Raw genomic sequence first — 18,718 nt, 5'->3', positions numbered from 1 at the left:
TTTCCTTGGACTCCGGGCAAAGTCACTCGACCGAAACTCCGAAGCCCGAATTTTCGAGCTGGCTGCGGCTCATGATGGACAGACTGCTTTCATAGGTCCGCCGCGCTTGGCGGGCGGCGCGGGCGTAAAGGGCCGCCCCCCCGGAAGCTCCGGGGCGCACGACGAAACTGACGGTCACACCGGTGGCTTGATAGACCCGCATGGCGCCATCCAGCAAGGTATCGCGCGTCACCGTCCGCCCGATGTAACCGCTCAAGATCCGCGACACTTCCGTGCGATCGACGCCGCTCATCGAACTGTCGACCTGCACCGAGCCGATGCGCCATTCGCCGCGCGAAGGCGCTGGCGACGCAGGCGCTGGCGAAGGCGTTGGAGCGGAAGCTAGTTTTTCCAACTCGACCGGCACCGTCACATCATCATCGGCGATCCGCACGCTCACTCGCTTGGATTCGTAACCACGATCGCTCACTTCGACCGTGTAATGGCCTGGAGGCAGCGGCACTCCCGGTCGGTAAACATACGAGGAGTTCACCAGCCGGACTCTGGCATCTTCCGGGTTCGAACGTACGGTAAGCCGATATTGCGTGGGCTCGGGCGGTTTGGCCAACGCCACCGGCACCGTCACCTCGCCGTCGGCGATCCGCACCGTTAGCTGTTTGGTTTCATAGCCGATCTTGGAGACCTCCACTGTGTAATTGCCCGGCGCCAGCGAAATGCCCGGTTGATACACGATACGGGTTCCGCGCAGCCGGACCTGGGCGTCCGCCGGCTCGGGACGAACGGTCAGCGCGTAGCGGCTGGGTTCCGGCAGCTTGACCAACGCCACCGGCACCGTCACATCGCCATCGGCGATCCGCACCGATACCTGGCGGGTTTCGTAACCCGCTTTGGAAACGTCCACCGTATAGCTACCGGGCGCTAGCGATACGCCGGGCCGGTAGGGTAGGTTGGTTCCGCGCAGCCGGACCTGGGCGTCCGCCGGCTCGGGGCGAACGGTCAGCGCGTAGCGGCTGGGTTCCGGCTGTTTGACCAGCACCACCGGTACCGTCACATCGCTGCCGGCAACGCGCGCCGTCAGCCGCTGGGTTTCATAGCCGGCCCGCGACACTTCCACGGTGTAGCCGCCTGGCGGTAAAGACACGCCCGGCCGGTAGGCGATCTTGCTCCCTAGCAAGCGCACTCGCGCATCCGCCGGATCGGCTTGCACCGTCAGCCGGTATAGCGTCGGCGGCTCCGGCTCAGGTTGCTTGAGCAATGACACCGGCACGCTCACATCGCCATCGGCGATCCGCACCGGAAGCTGTTTGGTTTCGTAACCCGTGCGGGCTATTTCCACCGTGTAGTTCCCCGGCGGTAGCAAGATGCCGGCCTTGTACGCCGTCTTGCTACCCCGCAAGCGCACTCGCGCATCCGCCGGATCGACTTGAACCGTCAGCCGGTACATGGTCGGTTTGGGGGGTTCGGGCTTTTTGGCTAACTTCACGGGTACCGTCACATCGCTATCGAAGATCGGCACCGCGACTTGGGTAGCCTCGTATCCGGCTTGACTGATGGCGACCGTGTAATTGCCAGGAGGCAGCATCACGCCGGGTTGATAAGGGGTTTTCGCGTTCAACAAACGCACCGTTGCCTGGGGCGGATCGGTCTGTACGGTCAGCCGATATTGTCGGACGGGCGGCGGTGGAGCCGTCTTTTCCAGCGTTACCGGGACGCTGACCTCGCTGTCGATAATCTGAACCGGAAATTTGTGCGCGAGATACCCCTCGCGAGCCACTTCGATTTCATAATGACCCGGCGGTAACGGGATTCCTGGCTGATAAGGAACCGGCGCGTTGAGCAAGCGAACCTTCGCGTCCGCGGGTTCGGGACGAACCGTCAGAGCGTAACGGGCCTTCTCCAGCGCTACGTTGAGGACCGCATCGCGATCGCTGATGCGCAGCGGTAGCTTGCGCGAAGCATACCCCGGCTTGGAGACCTCAAGCTCATAGTCTCCCACCGCTAGCCGAATTCCCGGTTGATAGGGTGTCGGATGGTTGAGCAAGCGGATGCCGGCGTCGGCGGGATCGCTCCTGACCGTCAGCGCATAAGTCCGTGGCGCGGCGGGTGGAGCCATCACCATGGCGGCCAGATCGTTGACCTTGATCTGGATGGTATCGATGTCCTTATCTTGAACCTGTCCGCTGCCCAGCAGGGAAGCCGTTTTGGTGTCGATCAGCCGCGCGGTGACGGTAATGAGATCCCCCAGCTTCGAGATGCCGCCGGTCACCACCGCATCGACCCCGTACAACCGCCCCAACTCGGCGGCGGTCTTGGGATCGAGCAAGCCTGTGGAACCCAATTCCTGAGCTTTGGCGATCTTGGCCGCCGCCGACAATGGCAGCCGATCCTTGAGCGTGAACCGGCCGGTGTTGGCGATGGCCGACATCATCAGATCGGCGATGATCGCGCCGGCTTGCTCGTTCAACTCGCCTCTGACGCTGAATTCGACCACCGTCGCCGTCATGCGCTCCTGAGCCGGTTCGGCGGTTGCCCAAACCCGCTCGCCGCCCAGCAGCGCCAGCAGCGCCAGCAGCGCCAGCAGCGCTCCAAACCGTCTCCGCGCGATTTCGCGCCCGACGCCTTCACGGCCTAGCAGATCGTCTGTCATGGTTCCAGCACCAAACGAAATCCCAAGTCGAATTTCCGGTACTCCGGCGCGGCCGGAAACCGATAGGCGAACCGCACCAAACCCGGATAATCGGACCAGGATCCGCCGCGCAACACCCGCCGGCCGCCGGCCGTCGCGCCGCGATCCGCGCAGCGGCTCTCGCCGCCCCCGTAAGTGTTGTCATATTCGGAGCAGGTCCACTCCGCGACATTGCCCAACATATCGTGCAGACCGAAACTGTTGGCGGCGTATTGACCGACCGGGGCAACCACGACCTGGCCATCTTCGCAAGGATAGTTGGCCCAATTGAACGGCTTGGCTTTTCGGGCGGTTTCATCGTAAATGTTGGCGTAACGACACGCCTGCTTGGGATCGTCGTCCCAGTAACGAGAATGCAGCCTGCCGCCGCGCGCGGCGTACTCCCATTCCGCTTCGGCCGGCAACCGCAAACGCAATCCCGCTTTCGTCGACAACCAGTCGGCAAACGCCACTGCTTCCTGCCAGCTGACGCGCACCACCGGCTGATCGGCGGCATTCAATGAATAGGGTTCGTAGCTGCCGCTGTCGTGATTGGCGTCAAAACGTTGGTACTGCGCGTTGGTCGCCTCGTATTTGGCCATCCAGAAACCTTTCAGACAGACTTGATGGGGAATCTCGTTGGCGCTGCGGTCCCGTTCCGTTTCAGCGCTGCCCATGGTGAAACAGGCCGATCCGATCCAGGCGAATTCCATGCCGCTCAGCGGCTCGATGTACGTCTGACCGGCCTGTGGATTAGCGGGAGGTCCGCTGCGCGGCGGGGGCGCGGGCGCGGGCGCGGGCGCGGGCGCGGGCGCGGGCGCGCACGATGATAATTTCGCGATGCCGGTCACAATGACGAGCAAAGCCAACAGGCCAGCGCCCCAACGCCAGTTCAACCACCAGGGTTTCTGAGCGGGCGTGGCGGGTTCCGGCTGAAAAGCCGGGGGAGGTTCGACGTTCGCCGGCCACGGTTTCTCGCCGCTGTGGTGAAAATCCGCTCTCACCGGTACTTCTAGCTTGACCGTACGCTCGTTGTCTTCGGGCGGAGGCGCCGCCAGCGCTTCCCGCATTTGGGTAATGGTCTGAAAGCGCTTTTCGGGACGGATCGCCATGGCCCGGTCGATGAGCCGCAGCAACGCCGGGCTGTATTGTCCTTCCACCGCCTCCACGGCCGGCTTCAGCGGATCGTCGAGCACCCGCGCTGGCGCTTCGATAGGCTGCTTGCCGGTGACGCACTGGTAAAGCACCGCGCCCACGGCGTAAACATCGGTCCAGGGCCCGTAACCCTTACTTTCGACCAGATACTGCTCGATCGGCGAATAGCCGACCGTAAACACGCTGGTAATATTTTTGCTGCGTTGGCTCAACGCCTGCCGGGCCGCGCCGAAGTCGATCAACAAAGTGCGGCCGTCGGAGCGGCAGTAGAGGTTCGCCGGTTTCAAATCCCGGTGTAGATAGCCTAGCGAATGCACCGATTCCAGCGCGGGCAGCACATCGTCCAGCAAGCGGCGAACGCGCTCCTCCGGCAGGTTTTTTTCGCGTTGCAGCACCTGACTGAGCGGCTCGCCATCCTCGTAATCCATCACGATGTAAGCGGTGCCGTTCGCTTCGAAGAAATCCTTGACCCGCACCACGCTGGGATGGTTGACCTGCGCCAACACCTGCGCTTCGTGCAGGAACCGTTGCAACCCCCACGTGTAACAAGGCTCCTCACCGGCTTCCGAAGTCGGCAAGCCGCCCTGCGTGTTGGCCAGCACGTTGACGTCATCGCGATCCCGATAAGACCACTCGACCGGAAAATATTCCTTGATCGCCACCCGACTGCGCAATGCCTCGTGCACCGCCATGTAGGTGATCCCAAATCCACCCGCGCCCAGCACCGACTCGATCCGGTAATGGTGTAGGCGATAGCCGATGGGAAGCGTATTAGATTTCTTGGTCATGGTGTCCTATCGTAGTAGCGGCGGGCAGCGGCGGGCACCTCCGAAAAAGCTACGAAATCATGCAAAAACTCGAAAAGCGCATAAAAAGCAACCCGACGCACATCACAACAGCCGAATTTTACTCGCCTCTGTTGCAAACGCACACTGGGTCGCGCCCCGATCGGTCAATCATTACTGGATACCGACAGAGTTGAAGGTTTCGGAGCCGCGCCAAAATTTAGGACAAGAGATCGTTTTGGCGTCGCCCAAGCAGCCAATGCTCAGCGCAGCTCCCGCACCACCCGAAATCCCAGGTAATAATCTCGGAAATCGGGTCGGTTGCGATGCCGGTCCGCGGAGCGGACGTTACGCGGTTCGTCGTTCCAGGAGCCGCCGCGCACCACGAACTGACGTTCGCTCTCCGGTTCCTCACAGCTCTGGCTCGGCGCCCGGTAATCCTGAGCGTAAAGCGAGCAGGTCCATTCCAAAACATTACCCAGCATGTCGTGCAGGCCATAATCGTTGTTTCGATAGCTGCCGGCCGGCGCCGTGTAAATATAGCCGTCGCGACACTGCATCGTGGTCCAGCCGACAAACACCTTCTTGCCATCCAAGTCGGCCGCATTACCGTAGAAGCAACCTTGATTCGGATCGTCGCCCCAGTAACGGCTGGCGGCCGTGCCGGCGCGGGCCGCATACTCCCACTCGGTTTCGGTCGGTAGCCGGTAGCGGTGGCCGGTTTGCTGGGATAGCCACTCCGTATAATCCTTGGCCTCCTGCCAGCTCACGTTGATGACCGGACGTCGGCCGCGCCCCCAGCCCTGATCGTTGGGCAGCGCGCGACCGGTTGCCGCGGCGAAACGATCGTATTCGAAAAACATCACCTCATATTTTCCAATGGCAAAAGTTTTGGCAATCCGCGCCGGATGCGGCTGTTCGTCGTTGTAACGCCCTTTTTCGCCGCTCGGAGAACCCATCTCGAAACCGCCGGCTGGAATGACCACCAATTCTGGGCCCTGAGAACCGTCGCCCAGCCGATCTCGCATGACCGGATTGCTCGGCCCCAGCCGGACCAGCGCAGCCTCGGCTTCAGCGCGATGGTTGCAGTTCGCCGCACACTTCTCCAGATACGTCCAGTACGCCTTGCGGGTATTGCCGCGCCGGGCGTCGGCGAACGACTCGGTATCGTCTTGTTTGGCCCGCTCCGTGACCTCCGCCTGGGTGAGGCCCGCTTCCAAGCCGGTCAGTTCGAGCAGATCCGGCTGAATCGAGCTGGCCTTCTTGAGCGCGTGCCGCGCCCCGGCCAGATCACCCTTGTTCGCACTCGCCTGCGCCCTGGCCACCCAAGCCAGCGCGATCCGCCGCCGTCCGGCGGCGACGAACGGATCGCCGGGCGTCAGCGCCGCAAGGCTGTTCAAGCGGGCCAGCGCCTCGTCGGCCCGTTCGTCATGATTCTCCCGTTCGAGCGCCCGCGCCAGCGTTTCGAAATCGATCTTGAGTTTGCTGATTTTCTCTTCGGCTTCCAGATTCTGAATGGCGCTGCGAGCCTCCTGTCTGAAACCGCAGCGCGGACAACGCTGTAAATACAATTGATAAGCCACCACCGTGTCGACCCGCTTGGCGGATTCGAAAGCGCGCAAATCGGCTTCGCGTTCGGCTTCCTGCAACAGCGCGGTCAACCCCACATCCGGCGGTGCGTCCGGCTCCTGAACCGGCGTGGCGGGGGCGTCCGTTGGAGGCTCGGTCCGCACCGGCCTAACCGTTCCCTGCGCCTGGTCTTCCCGTTCGGTCAACCCATAGATTCCCAAAGCGGCGAGCAGCAACAACCCGGCGCCCGCCAGCCAGCCCCATTTTAAAGCATTCCAACCACGGCCAGCCTTCTCCGCCGGCCGTTGGGCTTCTTCCAGAGCCGCCATGAACTTGCCGGCTTCGGTCGGGCACAGCTCGCTCGGATAAGCCAGCCCGCGTCGCAAGATCCGCCAGGCTTCGTCCGTCAAGCCAGACGGTCGCGGTATGGTGTGGGCGGCCTCGGTTTTGGCCTCATGGGCGCTGTGCCCCATCAGCATTTGATAAACCAGCAACGCTAAGGCAAACACATCGCGGCGAAACGCGGTTTCGGCGGGAACCGAATCGATCGAACCTTCCGCGTTCGAGTCCTTTCCCGGAGCACCGGACCCGAACAGCACGCTGCACGGCTCTCGTACTTCGGTCGCCAAGCCGAATCCCACCAATTTGACAAGGCCGGTTTGCGTTAGGAAAATCTTATCCGCATCAACATCTTGATGACCAATATGCTGTTCCTGCCGGGCATGGTCCAACGCGGCGGCAACGGGTTGCAACCATTTCAACACCACATCCCAAGGCAATCCGCTCTGGCCCTGGTCGCACAACAGTTTCGCCAAACTTTGACTGGACTGGTGGTCGATGTATTCCATTTCGGCGAACGCCCAGCCATCGCTACCCTGGTGCCAGCCATAAACGCGGGCGATATGCGAGTGGTCGAGCTTGATCGCCTGCTCGACCCGAGAGCGAATCTTGGCCAGATAGGCGCGCGAACCGATGAGATCGGCGCGTTGGGACCGTTCGTCTCGTCCGGCTTCGCGGGGGGCCAATCCCAGGTTCGGGGGCAAAAACAACTTGATCGCTCGAAATTCGTCGGCGATGCCTCTAGCGCGTTCGGTCGTGGGTGCCACGGCCAGCACCAGCCAGATGCGTCGGTTGCCACCGAGATCGTGCAACAAACGAACCCGATGTTCGAAAGGCCCGATCACCTTGCCGGATTCCAAGGCCTCCAGACGGGTTTCTTCGGACGGCGCGCCCGGCTCCGGTTTAGTCTGTCCCCCCCCGCCCGTCAGCAGCTCGGCCGTGGGGGTAGCCGGCTCCCCAGCAGCCGTCGTCTCGCGCGGCGTTCCTCCTTCCCAGGGGCGCGTCCGCTGCTCATCGTCCGAACGCTCGCCCGCGCGCGTTTGCTCAAGCTCTTCACGACGTTTTTCTAGGTCCATACGCCAAGGATTTACCAAAATATTCTAAAAAATACGTTGCACTAGTCACTATAACCCACATGATCGTTAGTCTAGCAGAAGGAACAACCGGCTTGGCGCACCGTTTTTTCAGCAGGCTCTAAAGGTTGGGTTTTTTAGCTGGATTGCGCTATGGCAGCGGGCGCTACATAATGATCTTTTCCGATACACAACACCCGTCATCGCCCCGTGAATATCGTTGCCCCCGAGCACACCGCATTCTGCCGCAAGGATCGATTGGAAGTCGCCGTACGTTCGTTGCGCTCGCCGACCGATCACGGGCGGCGCGAAAATCAGGACAATTATCTGGTGGTGGACGGTCAGGGGCGGGGCCGTTTTCTGCGCGAACAGCAGGAAGCGCAGGTGCAGTTAGCGGATTGGCCGTCCGGCCATTGGCGGATTGCGGTGCTGGACGGGATGGGAGGCCACAGCCACGGTCGGGAAGCGGCGCAACGGGCCGTCGAAGGCTTGCTCGACGTGCCGCCCACCGTTGACTTGAACGAGCTTTGTCGTGCGCTCAACGCGCTCCACGGGACTCTTTATCTAGAATTTCAAAGCGCGGGCTTGGAAACCGGCTGCACGTTGATCTTGATAGAAATTCCCGCTGACGGACCCGCCCTGTTGTTCCATGTCGGCGATTCCAGGGTTTACGCCATCAATCAAGAGCACGTCGAGTGCCTGACGGTCGATCATGTCCCGGCCACCCACCTCGCACTGCTTGGGCTGGTGGACAACGTCCAATGGCTCCAGCAAGTTCATGTCCGGCCGAACTCACAAATCAGTCAAGCGTTCATTCTCGGCAGCACCCTCGGCGTACCGACCTTGCAGGTGGACACGATCGGCGCTGAATTGTTCGAGTTGCACGACGGCAACTTGCCGCTCTTTTTACGGGGGTTGGGCGACCGCCGTCTTCTGACGCTGGAATCGGGCTGGGTTTATCTCTTGGCCAGCGACGGACTCTGGCATCTTCTCAAGCCGCAAGCTTTTATCCGGCGCTGGCCGTCCTTGCTGGGCAGTTCGCAACATTCCTTGGATTATCTGGTCGATAGGTTGTTGGACGAACTCGCCGACTTCATCCGGCAACAGCGGAGCCAACCGGACGACAATTGCACGGTGGTGCTGTTACGCAAATCCGCGCCGATCGAGCTTCCACCCGGCGGACCCTGAACCTGCAACCGGAGGGCGCCCCTTGAAAATCAGGCACCTTGTATTCGCGCTATCAGCCGTGCTGGCCATCGCCTTCATGCAACCCCTGGTCACCTTTCTGGGCGGTCTGGCCCTGCTGCTCGGAGTGGGTGGATGGATTTACCGGGATTTGCCGCCAGCGAGTCAGAATGCTCTGGAAGATCGTCTGCTCGGCTGGCTGCGCCGCGCTCGCACCGGCCCTTTCACACCGGCAAGCGAGGGACGGTTTCCCTCGTACCGGCCACCAGCGGCGGTGGCGGACCCGGCGGTGGCCGTCGAATCGCCCCGGCGCGGCCGCGCTAAATTGCCCGGCCGCCGGGCACCGGCCGGCGATGTTATCACCGACCCTTCGGACGAGTCTGGCCCGGCGCGCTCGGGTCAGCCCGAACCCCCAAGCGTTTAGGCCAACGCGCCGGTGCCGCTCATCTTACGCAGGAGGGTGTAAATCTCATCCTTCAGGTGCAAGCGCCTTTTCTTGAGAATCTCGGTGTAGGTGTCCGAAGGGGTTTCGATTTGCAGCTCAATGCGTTCGACTTCGTTGTTGACCGCATGATATTCCTCATAGAGCTTGGCAAATTGGGAATCGGCCGCCTTTAGTTCGGCAATACGCTCTTGGTATTCCGGCAGTTCGTGAAAAAGGTCGTGGTTTTCTCCGATCATCGGATGGCCTCAATTATGGTTTTATTACGGACAAATGAACCGTTCGCGTCCGTTTAGTATAACAATCCTCAAGAGCGGGCGTCATTGCGGCAGCAAGACCGCTGCTACCGGCACACGATCGGGCCGGCAGACATTTTTCCCAGCATCTGCTACGATCAGCATACCTTCCAAACCTTGAGGAGATCGAGGAATCATGAAGAAAAATCCCATCATCGTGGCTGTATTACTCGGCTTGTCGTTGCTGCTGGGCGGCACTTTGAGCGCCTGCAACACCGTCAAGGGTGCCGGGCAAGACATCAAATCCGCCGGTAAGGGTATCGAAAACAAAGCCGAGGAAGAGAAGAAATACTAAATCCGGTCGTTTGCTCGGCCGTCAGGGGGTGACGTCAGACCAGCCTGACCATCACCCCATTTTATTATAAACCTCAGGTCAAATTACGGCAGAACCGGATCAGTCCCAGCGTCGAAGCATCGTGCTTACCGGACGGTTGCCCTTCTTTCAATTCCGGCAGGATGGCGTTGGCCAATTGCTTGCCCAGTTCGACGCCCCACTGGTCGAAGGAATTGATGTCCCAAATCGCGCCCTGCACGAACACCTTATGCTCGTACAGCGCCAGCAGCGAACCTAAAACCCTCGGCGTCAGCCGGGTGTAGAACAAACTGGTGCTGGGCCGGTTGCCGGGGAAAATCTTGTACGGCAGCAGCTTCTCCAAGGCCTCTCCGCTCAAGCCCTGTTTCTCCAGTTCGGCGCGCGCCTGCGCCTCGGTCTTGCCGACCATCAGCGCCTCGGCTTGCGCCAGGCAATTCGCCAGCAGGATCGGGTGATGGTCGCCGATGGGATTTGGGCTTTGCGCCGGGGCGAGAAAATCCGCCGGCACCAAATGGGTGCCTTGGTGCAGCAACTGATAGAAAGCGTGCTGGCCGTTGTTGCCCAAACCGCCCCACAAAATCGGACCGGTCTTGATCTTGACCGCCTGACCCTCGCGATCGATCGATTTGCCGTTGCTTTCCATGTCCAACTGTTGCAAGTAGTCCGGCAGCGAACGTAAATAGTCGTCATAGACCAGGGTCACTTGGCTGTCGGCGCCGAAAAAGTCGATGTACCAAACCCCCAGTAGAGCCAGAATGACCGGCAGGTTTTCTTCCAGCGGCGCGGTGCGGAAATGCTCGTCCATCGCGTGCGCGCCGTCCAGCAATTCGATGAACTGATCCATGCCGATGTAAATGATGATCGGCAGACCGATGGCCGACCACAGCGAATAACGTCCGCCCACCCAGTCCCAGAAACCGAACATGTTGGCGGTGTCGATACCGAATTTGCTGACGCCTTCGGCGTTGGTGGACACCGCCACGAAATGCTTGGCCACCGCCGATTCATCGTTCAGTTCCTTGACCAGCCAAGCGCGGGCGGTATGGGCGTTGGTCATGGTCTCCTGGGTGGTGAAAGTCTTGGAAGCGACGATGAACAGCGTGCTCTCGGGATCGCACTCGGCCAGGACATGGCTGATGTGCGCGCCGTCCACGTTGGAGACGAAATGCATCCGCAACGTCGGATCGGCATAAGGCTCCAGCGCCTGACAGACCATCTTCGGACCCAGGTCCGAACCGCCGATGCCGATGTTGACCACATCGCGGATGCGCTTGCCGGTATGGCCGCGCCATTTACCGCGCCGGATCTGCTCGGCGAACTTGCGCATGTGCTCCAGCACCGCGTTGACCTCCGGCATCACATCCTGGTCCTTGACCCGGATCGGCCGGTTGCCGCGATTGCGCAGGGCGGCGTGCAACACGGCGCGCTTTTCAGTGTGGTTGATGATCTCGCCGTTGAACATTTTCTCCGCCCAAGCCGGCACTTGGGCCTGGCGGGCCAGCTCGATCAGCAGCCCGAGCGTTTCGTCGGTGATGCGGTGCTTGGAAAAATCGATCAGCAAATCCCCAAAGCGCCGGGAAAAACGGTTGAAGCGCTCGGGATCGGCCGCGAACAAGTCGCGCATGTGCTGGTCGGCGATGGCGGTATGATGGGTTTTCAGTTTTTGCCAGACCGGCAGGTTGCTGGGAACGGACATGGACAGCTTCCTTATTCAAGTTGTGGAAACGCTGGCGAAACCGGAGGAACGCGGGCCGATGGCATGGCGCGGCTGGCATGGCGCGCCAGCGCCGCGCGCGGCCCTGCAATCACTATAGTTTCCATCGGGGTAGCTGTCGAATCGCGCGGCGCGCTCTTGTCTGGCCATCTCGCCGCGCAAGTCATTTATTTCTGCTTTTCCATCCGTTCGAAGTGCGCCAGACTCCTCGCAAACGGTTAAAATCCGTCATACTCATACTAATGAGCAGGATTATTAACTTTATCATTGCAAGGTTTCATCCGTAGCGGCAGTTGTCCAGAACGCCCAGCAAATGAGCCGGCGGTCAATTTAGAAGATAAGCTTTTAGCACCGGCGTGCTGGGTCAATGTGGCTATAAAATTTTACGATCTAACCCGAGCGACGTGATGCCATGAACGACGCGACCGAATTCGAATCCTCCTTGACCGGGACCATCGATTTTTTCCAGAACCTGCGCCGAAAATTGGGCGCGTTGGAAACGGAAACCGGCGCGCAGCAAGAACTGTTACGCAGCGTCTCCGGCTCGATGGCCAAGCTCGAACAGCACCGTCAAACCGACCAGCAGGCGCTCGCCACGCTCGGCGGTCAGCTCGACCAGCAAATGGGGCAATTGGCCAAACTGCAAAACGATGTCCGGCTGCTGGACCAACAACTGAGCCAGATCGACACGCTGGCCGGCAACTTGGGTCAGGAACAGGCGCTGGCGCGACAAGCGCTGGCGTTGGCCATCGACGAATTACGGAATCAAAGTGCGACCCTGCGCGAGGAATTGGAGGCGAGTTTCGCGCAGCGGAGCGCGCCGCTGACTCGCGTTGCCGGCCTGGAGGAACAACTGGCCGGCAACGCGCGCGACATCGAAAGCCTGCTTTCGGGTTTTCAAAGCTCCGCGCAAGAGGCGAAGGCCGCGCGGGAACGCATGGCCGCGCTCGAATCCCAGTTCGAACAGCTCGATCAAAACATCCGTTCCACCACCCAAGCCCTGACTGATTTGCGCGCCACCGTCGAACGGCATGGCCAAACCCAGGATTCACTCGGCCAGATGCTCGAAGCCAGCCAAGCCCTGGCGCCGCAACTTCAGAACCAGCAAACCCGACTGGATGAACTGGCTGAATCCTCGACGACGCTCAAACAGGACATGCAGGGCTTGCGGCAGGATTTCTCACACCTGACAACCGAGCTGGAACACCAGCGCCAAGCCCAGACCGAGAACGTCCAGACCCGGCAAGACCTACAAAAGCAGCAGGATCGCCTGAGGTATCTGGAAACCCTGATTACCAAACTATCGACTGATACCAGTTCCGCCCGCCAGATTTTGAATGTCCTGCAATCCGACATGGCAGCCCAAAATGACGCGCTGCGGGAATTCGATCAGACCTGGCGAGAGGGATTGATTGGGTATCAAACCCGTTTGAGCGATCTGGAAAATGCCATCGCCAAAGCCGGCCAGCCGGCAGCGTCCGTTCATAAGCTACCTTCGAGCGCGCTTGCCCCACCGGAATCCCTATTGCTCGATGCATCGGCGGAATCACCCTTTCTCGATCCTCCGGCCGAATCGCCCTTTCTGGAATCGTCGGCGGAATCACCCTTTCTCGATCCTCCGGCCGAATCGCCCTTTCTGGAATCGTCGGCGGAGTCGCCCTTTCTCGATCCCCCGGCCGAATCGCCCTTTCTGGAATCGTCGGCGGAATCGCCCTTTCTCGATCCTCCGGCCGAATCGCCCTTTCTGACGGCTATTTCGGAAGGACCCACTCCAACTCAGCCCGTGAAACCGGGCATCGCGGCAACGGACCAACAGCTTGAAGAACTGATTGCCGCGCTCGCGTCCACGCGTGAGGACCAGCAAGCGTTGCGCGAGGGATTAGCCGCCTCGCTCGCCGCCGCCTCCGAGGACCAACGGGAACTGCGGCTCGACGTCAGCACCGTTCGGGATACCCTGGAAACCCAACACCAGTACTTAGGTAACCTGCGGGATATCATCGCCGAACAACTGCAAACCCAGCAGCACCGCCTCGGCCAACTGGAAACCACGCTGGAAATCCTGCAACTCAGCCCCCGCCAGGAAATCGGTCAAACCAATCTGCCCTCCGTAAGCGAGGTTATCGGCACGCAGGCGGAATTGCTGCAACAGCTCCAGTCCTCCGTGGAACAGCAACTGGACGCCCAGCGGCAGCACCTGGACGCTATCGACGCAGCGCTCGCCGCGCTGTCGCCACAGACCGCCGCCACGCTGGAAAGCGACCTTCAGCCTTTGCACGAAACGCTGGTGGAACACGCGGGCGCGCTGGACCTGCTGCGCCAGAACACCCAACAGCAGTTCGACAGCTTGGCGACCGCGTTCGATGGCCAGCGTTCGGAATTACAAGAAGCGGTAGAGCGCATCGGTTCGATCCAGCAAGACATCCAACACATCCAACAACAACAGAACCGATTTGAAGCGTTCGACCAACAACGGCACGGAGCGAGCGCCGAGAGCAGCGATGGACCTGAATTACGCCACCATTTCGCAACGCTGCAAGACTCCGTAAGCCGGCTGGAAAATCGCCTCTCCGGTCAGGCGCAAGCCTTTACCAGTAATTTCGAGCAATTTCAGGGCTTACATGCCGACGTGCAAGCAATCCAGCAGCATGTCGCCAACCTGGAACCCTCGCAACGGCTGAGTGTCCTCGAACAGGGATTTGCCGCTCAGGAACAGGAAATCGCCCAACTGACGGACGATCTTCACCAACTCAAACAGGCTTCCCCGTCAAACGAAGACGATGGTCAGAGCTCGAAAATCGCGACGCTGGAAGAAAAGCTCAACCGGCACCACCAGCAGTTGAGCGGTCTGTCGGCCGCGCTGGACACGATCCGCATCGACAGCCGGGCCACTCAGGAAAAAGTGTTGACCATGGCCGCCAACGTCGCCCAGCGGCTTCACGAATTCCAAAATCAATTGATTGCCTCCAAGACCGCTCAAGGCGAGCAATTGCAGGAGGTCGAACAAAAACTCATCCTGCTGCAAGCGACGGTCGAAACGCTGGAAAGCCAGCGTAAATCCCGCCGCTGGTTTAGTATGCCCGCCTCTTTTACGACTGTGGCGATCACCGTCGGAGCCGCGTTACTGGCCGTTGTGGCACAGGTGATTTGGACTATCGGCTCCAGCAGCTAAACGGGTTCGAACGGGCGCCGGATCGGTTGCAGCGACCTTTTAGCCTAGATCATGCCCATGCGTTCCGGCAGCGAGTCGAGCGGTAGCGGCTAGCCGACCCAATAGGGCATAGCCCCCTCCCGCCTCACGCTGTTTCAGGGAAAGCGCCGCCAAATTCGCTGCCCTCCGCCCGTCCGGCCCGGTTCCCGTCTTATTCAAAACCGTAGTGGATACGGTATAGTCGCACGAGCCGTCACCGCGCTTACGCCAAGGATCACCCCCGATGAACACACCCGATCTATCCAAGCAAACCCCGTTCGGCATGGACTTCAGCGTCGCGGAATTCGCCGACAATCCGGAACCCCGCTGCCCTTGCGTGCTGTTACTGGATAACTCGTGGTCGATGAACGGCCAGCCCATCGTCGAACTCAATGAAGGGCTTGCCAGCTTTAAAGAGGAGCTGTTGGCCGATAGTCTGGCCGCCAAGCGCGTCGAAATCGCCATCGTCAGCTTCGGCCCGGTCCAGGTGGTCAATTCCTTCCAGACCGCCGAACATTTCACCCCGCCGGAATTGACCGCGCAAAAGGATACGCCGATGGGGCTGGCGATCATGCAGGGGCTCGAACTGTTGAGCCAGCGCAAGGCGCTGTATCGGGAGCACGGCATTCCCTTCTTTCGTCCCTGGATCTTTCTGATCACCGACGGCACGCCGACCGACGACTGGAAAAGCGCCGCCGCCGAGGTGCGCAAAGGAGAGGAAAGCCGGGCGTTCGCCTTTTTCGCGGTCGGCGTCGAAGGCGCCAATTTGGACATTTTGCAACAGATTTCCATGCGCCAGCCGCTGCGCTTGCGCGGGCTGCGGTTCCGCGAGCTGTTTCAGTGGCTGTCCAACTCGATGCGCTCGGTCTCGCGTTCGGTGCCGGGCACCGAAGTGCCGCTGATCAATCCGACCAATCCCGACGGCTGGGCGTCGGTATGAGCGAAGCGGGCGACTGGCGGTACGTCTACGCTAGCGTCCCCGGCGTGGCGCATCAGGCCAGCGCCATCGAATGTCAGGATGCCTGCTCGGCTCAGCTACTGGGGGGGCCGGAAAACGCTCCACTATTGATTCTGGTCGCCGCCGACGGCGCCGGCAGCGCCGCGCGGCCGCGAGCAGGGGCCGAACTGGCCTGCCGGAGCCTGCTGGCGGAATTCGCAAACCGTTTGCGAGGGGTCGCGCCCACGGATTGGAGCCCGACCTTGGCTCAGCCCATCTTCGAAAGTGTCCGAGCCGCCCTGGCTCAACAAGCGGCGGACGCGGATTTACCGCGTAGAGAATTTGCCTGCACCTTGTTGGGCGCGGCCGTCGCGCCCGATCGTGCGTTTTTTCTGCAAATTGGCGACGGCGCTATCGTGATCGGGACCGGCGACCGTTATCGGCCCCTGTTCTGGCCGCAGACCGGTCAATATGCCAATGAAACCCGGTTCGTGACTGACTCCGACGCGACCGCCCACTTGGAATGCACCGTTCTGGCCGAATCCGTCGCCGAAATCGCGCTGCTGACCGATGGCTTGCAACTGCTGGCGCTACATTATCCGCGGCGACAAGCGCATGAGCCGTTCTTCCGGCCTTTATTCCAACACTTGCGCGCATTTCCAGAACCTGGTTGCCCGGAACCGCTGACGGCCGCGCTGGAACGCTTTCTGGATAGCCCAGCGGTCAACCAGCGCACGCACGACGACAAAACCCTGATACTGGCCACCCGCCTGCCACCGGCTGTCACGGGTGAATCGACTGAAGCCGAGACTGAGATCGAAACAGTCAGGTCATCCCCTGCGCAAGCCGGAATTATCGACCCTGCGGCCACAACCGCTACGGACACGGCTCCCGCCATCGACCTTCCATCACCTTGCGAACCCGCGAACTCTCTCGACCCTACCCGCGGCGACTCCGTTGCCGATTTCGATGGGCCTCACCCCAGCGCCGTCACGCGCGACCCCGCTGCCCCGAACTCCGAGGAGTTCAGCCGAGACCGACCCGGTGCCGAAATTCTGTAGCGGCGCCGGGCATTGGCTCGAACCCGGCAAGCTGTTGGGGCGAGGCGGTGAGGGCGCGGTCCACGAAATCGATGGCCGCCCCGGTTTTGTCGCCAAGGTCTATCACCAACCTGTCAGCCCCGATAAAGCCCTCAAACTGGAAAGCATGGCCCGGCAGGCCCACCCCGGCTTGCTGGAGATCGCGGCTTGGCCGGTGGATGTGCTCCGCGTGAGTCCAGACGGCCCGGTACAGGGTTTCGTCATGCCTCGCGTCAACGGCTATCACGAAATTCACAGCCTGTATGGCCCTTCGCACCGCAAACGGACCTTCCCGCACGCCGACTGGTCGTTCCTGGTCCACGCCACCCGCAACCTGGCCAGCGCCTTCGAAACTATCCACGCTCGGGGCAATGTGATCGGCGATGTCAATCCCGGCAACGTGGTGGTATCGGCCCAGGCCCTGGTGAAAATGATCGACTGTGATTCCTTTCAGATCGACACCGGCAGCCGGTTGTTTCTCTGCGAGGTCGGGGTGCCGCAATTCACCGCGCCCGAATTGCAGGGCCGACCTTTTCACGGTTTGCAACGCACGCCGAACCACGACGTCTTTGGCCTCGCCCTGCTCTGTTTCCATCTGCTGTTCATGGGCCGGCATCCCTTCGCCGGTCGTTACCGGGGCAAGGGCGACATGCCCATCGAGCGCGCCATCAAGGAATATCGTTTCGCGTTCGGCCGACAGGCGGCTGACCGTCTGATGGAACCGCCGCCGCATACCCTGCCGTTCGAGGCGCTGCCGCAACCGGTCGCGACGTTATTCGAGCGGGCGTTTGGAGTTTCCACGCCGAGCACCCCTCGACCCACCGCGCGGGAATGGCTGAACGCGCTGGAAAAGCTCAATCGCGAACTGCGGGCTTGCGGCCGAAATACGCTGCATAAATATCCCCCGACAGCGGCGGCTTGTCCGTGGTGTGCGTTGGAAAAGTCGAGCGGAACCGTATTTTTCGCCGCGCCTCACCCGATCGCGCCGGCCAGGCCGGTCGCCGATTCTCGCGACTTTCATTTCGAAACGGTCTGGAACCGGATTTTGGCGGTCGCGCCGCCCAAGACAGAAGCCATGCCGCGACCGGGCCCGCAAGCGCCGACCGTTCCGACGCCTTTGCCAGCGCCGCTCAAGCGGATTCAAGGCTTGAATTTACTGAAGACGGCGGCCATCGTCGGCATCGCCTCGATAACCACCCTAAACTGGCCCTATTTGATCTGGTTGTGGTTGCCGCTGGCCTTCGTCGCCTGGTCCTTGGTCCGCGATACGGCGGTTCGCCGCGAGCACCAGCGCCGCCGGCTGGCTCTGGTGGCAGCGCGCCGGGAACTGACCGATTTGCGGGCGGCGTGGCAGCAACGTGGCACGGATCGTGCCTTCATGCGTAAGCTGCACGAACTACACGTCCTGCGCGACCGTTACCATAACCTGTCAGCCGACTTTCAACGGGATTTACAGCATCTGGAAACCAACCAGCGCCAACAGCAATTGCAAGCCTACCTGGAAGGTTATTTTATCGATACCGCCCAGATCCCCGGCATCTACGCCACCGACCGAATGGCGTTGGCTTCCTATGGCGTTGAAACCGCCGCCGATGTGACGGCCGACGCGCTCGAAACGGTTCCCGGTTTCGGACAACATCGCGGCCGCCAGCGCGCGGCTGCTTTACTCGACTGGCGCCAATCGCTGGAACAACGTTTCCACTACACACCTCCGCGGGGTCCCGATCCAGCCGCTATTGCCACCCTGCAACAACAGTATGCCCACCAGCGGTCGCAGCTCGAAAAAGAACTGCTGGCAGGCCCTGAAGAACTGACTAAAATCAAAGCGGAACTGACCAAGCAGCGCGCCCAATTGAATATCGCTCTGATCCGTCAAGCGATGCAGGAGGCCCAAGCGCAAGCGGACCTGCGTGTTTTTTACCCCGGTCTGGCCGCTTTCTGGCGGCGTACTCGTAATTAAATAAAAGATCTAAAGCCTG

At 61.0% G+C, this 18,718-nt stretch carries 12 protein-coding genes; 7 read left to right on the top strand and 5 right to left on the bottom strand.

Annotated elements, in window-relative coordinates:
- Positions 1-22 precede the first annotated feature (22 nt).
- The 3 genes from IPK09_01990 to IPK09_01980 form a co-directional block, all read right to left on the bottom strand.
- Entirely contained in the window at positions 23-2,647 is a 2,625-nt protein-coding gene (locus IPK09_01990) for a PEGA domain-containing protein (protein ID MBK7982384.1), read from the bottom strand.
- Positions 2,644-4,608, bottom strand: coding sequence for an SUMF1/EgtB/PvdO family nonheme iron enzyme (locus tag IPK09_01985; GenBank protein MBK7982383.1), 1,965 nt, complete (start codon positions 4,606-4,608; stop codon positions 2,644-2,646). Before IPK09_01985 ends, IPK09_01990 begins: the two co-directional genes overlap by 4 nt.
- 260 nt (positions 4,609-4,868) lie before the next feature.
- Positions 4,869-7,589 carry an SUMF1/EgtB/PvdO family nonheme iron enzyme gene (locus IPK09_01980; protein ID MBK7982382.1) on the bottom strand — a complete coding sequence of 907 codons (2,721 nt, stop codon included), beginning with the start codon at positions 7,587-7,589 and terminating at the stop codon, positions 4,869-4,871.
- A 207-nt stretch (positions 7,590-7,796) separates the two neighbouring features.
- Between IPK09_01980 and IPK09_01975 the strand changes: the two genes are divergently transcribed.
- Complete coding sequence (locus IPK09_01975) at positions 7,797-8,774, top strand: protein phosphatase 2C domain-containing protein (protein ID MBK7982381.1); 978 nt, start codon at positions 7,797-7,799, stop codon at positions 8,772-8,774.
- A 22-nt stretch (positions 8,775-8,796) separates the two neighbouring features.
- Positions 8,797-9,195: a hypothetical protein gene (locus IPK09_01970; GenBank protein ID MBK7982380.1), complete on the top strand. Its 399-nt coding sequence runs from the start codon at positions 8,797-8,799 to the stop codon at positions 9,193-9,195.
- On the opposite strand, the gene IPK09_01965 is transcribed toward IPK09_01970, so the two are convergent.
- Positions 9,192-9,452 carry a DUF465 domain-containing protein gene (locus IPK09_01965; GenBank protein MBK7982379.1) on the bottom strand — a complete coding sequence of 87 codons (261 nt, stop codon included), beginning with the start codon at positions 9,450-9,452 and terminating at the stop codon, positions 9,192-9,194. The two genes, IPK09_01970 and IPK09_01965, sit on opposite strands and share 4 nt — an antisense overlap.
- 193 nt (positions 9,453-9,645) lie before the next feature.
- Here IPK09_01965 and IPK09_01960 point away from each other — a divergent pair, with 193 nt between their 5' ends.
- The gene (locus IPK09_01960; GenBank protein ID MBK7982378.1) at positions 9,646-9,804 is read left to right on the top strand and encodes an entericidin A/B family lipoprotein; all 159 of its coding nucleotides are present in this window, start codon (positions 9,646-9,648) and stop codon (positions 9,802-9,804) included.
- Positions 9,805-9,877: 73 nt separating this feature from the next.
- Here IPK09_01960 and pgi read toward each other — a convergent pair whose 3' ends face one another.
- Positions 9,878-11,518: a glucose-6-phosphate isomerase gene (gene pgi, locus IPK09_01955; protein MBK7982377.1), complete on the bottom strand. Its 1,641-nt coding sequence runs from the start codon at positions 11,516-11,518 to the stop codon at positions 9,878-9,880.
- Positions 11,519-11,948: 430 nt separating this feature from the next.
- On the opposite strand from pgi, the gene IPK09_01950 reads away from it, so the two are divergent.
- The 4 genes from IPK09_01950 to IPK09_01935 all read left to right on the top strand — a co-directional run bounded on the left by IPK09_01950 (position 11,949) and on the right by IPK09_01935 (position 18,699).
- On the top strand, positions 11,949-14,705 hold the full coding sequence (locus tag IPK09_01950; protein ID MBK7982376.1) for a hypothetical protein: 2,757 nt from the start codon (positions 11,949-11,951) through the stop codon (positions 14,703-14,705).
- 301 nt (positions 14,706-15,006) lie between these two features.
- Complete coding sequence (locus tag IPK09_01945) at positions 15,007-15,663, top strand: VWA domain-containing protein (protein MBK7982375.1); 657 nt, start codon at positions 15,007-15,009, stop codon at positions 15,661-15,663.
- Positions 15,660-16,721 carry a protein phosphatase 2C domain-containing protein gene (locus tag IPK09_01940; protein ID MBK7982374.1) on the top strand — a complete coding sequence of 354 codons (1,062 nt, stop codon included), beginning with the start codon at positions 15,660-15,662 and terminating at the stop codon, positions 16,719-16,721. Before IPK09_01945 ends, IPK09_01940 begins: the two co-directional genes overlap by 4 nt.
- Complete coding sequence (locus IPK09_01935) at positions 16,705-18,699, top strand: hypothetical protein (protein MBK7982373.1); 1,995 nt, start codon at positions 16,705-16,707, stop codon at positions 18,697-18,699. Before IPK09_01940 ends, IPK09_01935 begins: the two co-directional genes overlap by 17 nt.
- Positions 18,700-18,718 lie beyond the last annotated feature (19 nt).

The sequence above is a fragment of the Candidatus Competibacteraceae bacterium genome, assembly GCA_016713505.1.
Classification (GTDB): domain Bacteria; phylum Pseudomonadota; class Gammaproteobacteria; order Competibacterales; family Competibacteraceae; genus Competibacter_A.
This window is presented reverse-complemented; position numbering and strand designations above follow the sequence as displayed.

Bases quoted from the DNA above. Each gene is read 5' to 3' on its own strand.
- IPK09_01990 (MBK7982384.1), bottom strand. From the start codon at position 2,647: ATGACAGACGATCTGCTAGGCCGTGAAGGCGTCGGGCGCGAAATCGCG.
- IPK09_01985 (MBK7982383.1), bottom strand. From the start codon at position 4,608: ATGACCAAGAAATCTAATACGCTTCCCATCGGCTATCGCCTACACCAT.
- IPK09_01980 (MBK7982382.1), bottom strand. From the start codon at position 7,589: ATGGACCTAGAAAAACGTCGTGAAGAGCTTGAGCAAACGCGCGCGGGC.
- IPK09_01965 (MBK7982379.1), bottom strand. From the start codon at position 9,452: ATGATCGGAGAAAACCACGACCTTTTTCACGAACTGCCGGAATACCAA.
- IPK09_01960 (MBK7982378.1), top strand. From the start codon at position 9,646: ATGAAGAAAAATCCCATCATCGTGGCTGTATTACTCGGCTTGTCGTTG.
- pgi (MBK7982377.1), bottom strand. From the start codon at position 11,518: ATGTCCGTTCCCAGCAACCTGCCGGTCTGGCAAAAACTGAAAACCCAT.
- IPK09_01950 (MBK7982376.1), top strand. From the start codon at position 11,949: ATGAACGACGCGACCGAATTCGAATCCTCCTTGACCGGGACCATCGAT.
- IPK09_01945 (MBK7982375.1), top strand. From the start codon at position 15,007: ATGGACTTCAGCGTCGCGGAATTCGCCGACAATCCGGAACCCCGCTGC.
- IPK09_01940 (MBK7982374.1), top strand. From the start codon at position 15,660: ATGAGCGAAGCGGGCGACTGGCGGTACGTCTACGCTAGCGTCCCCGGC.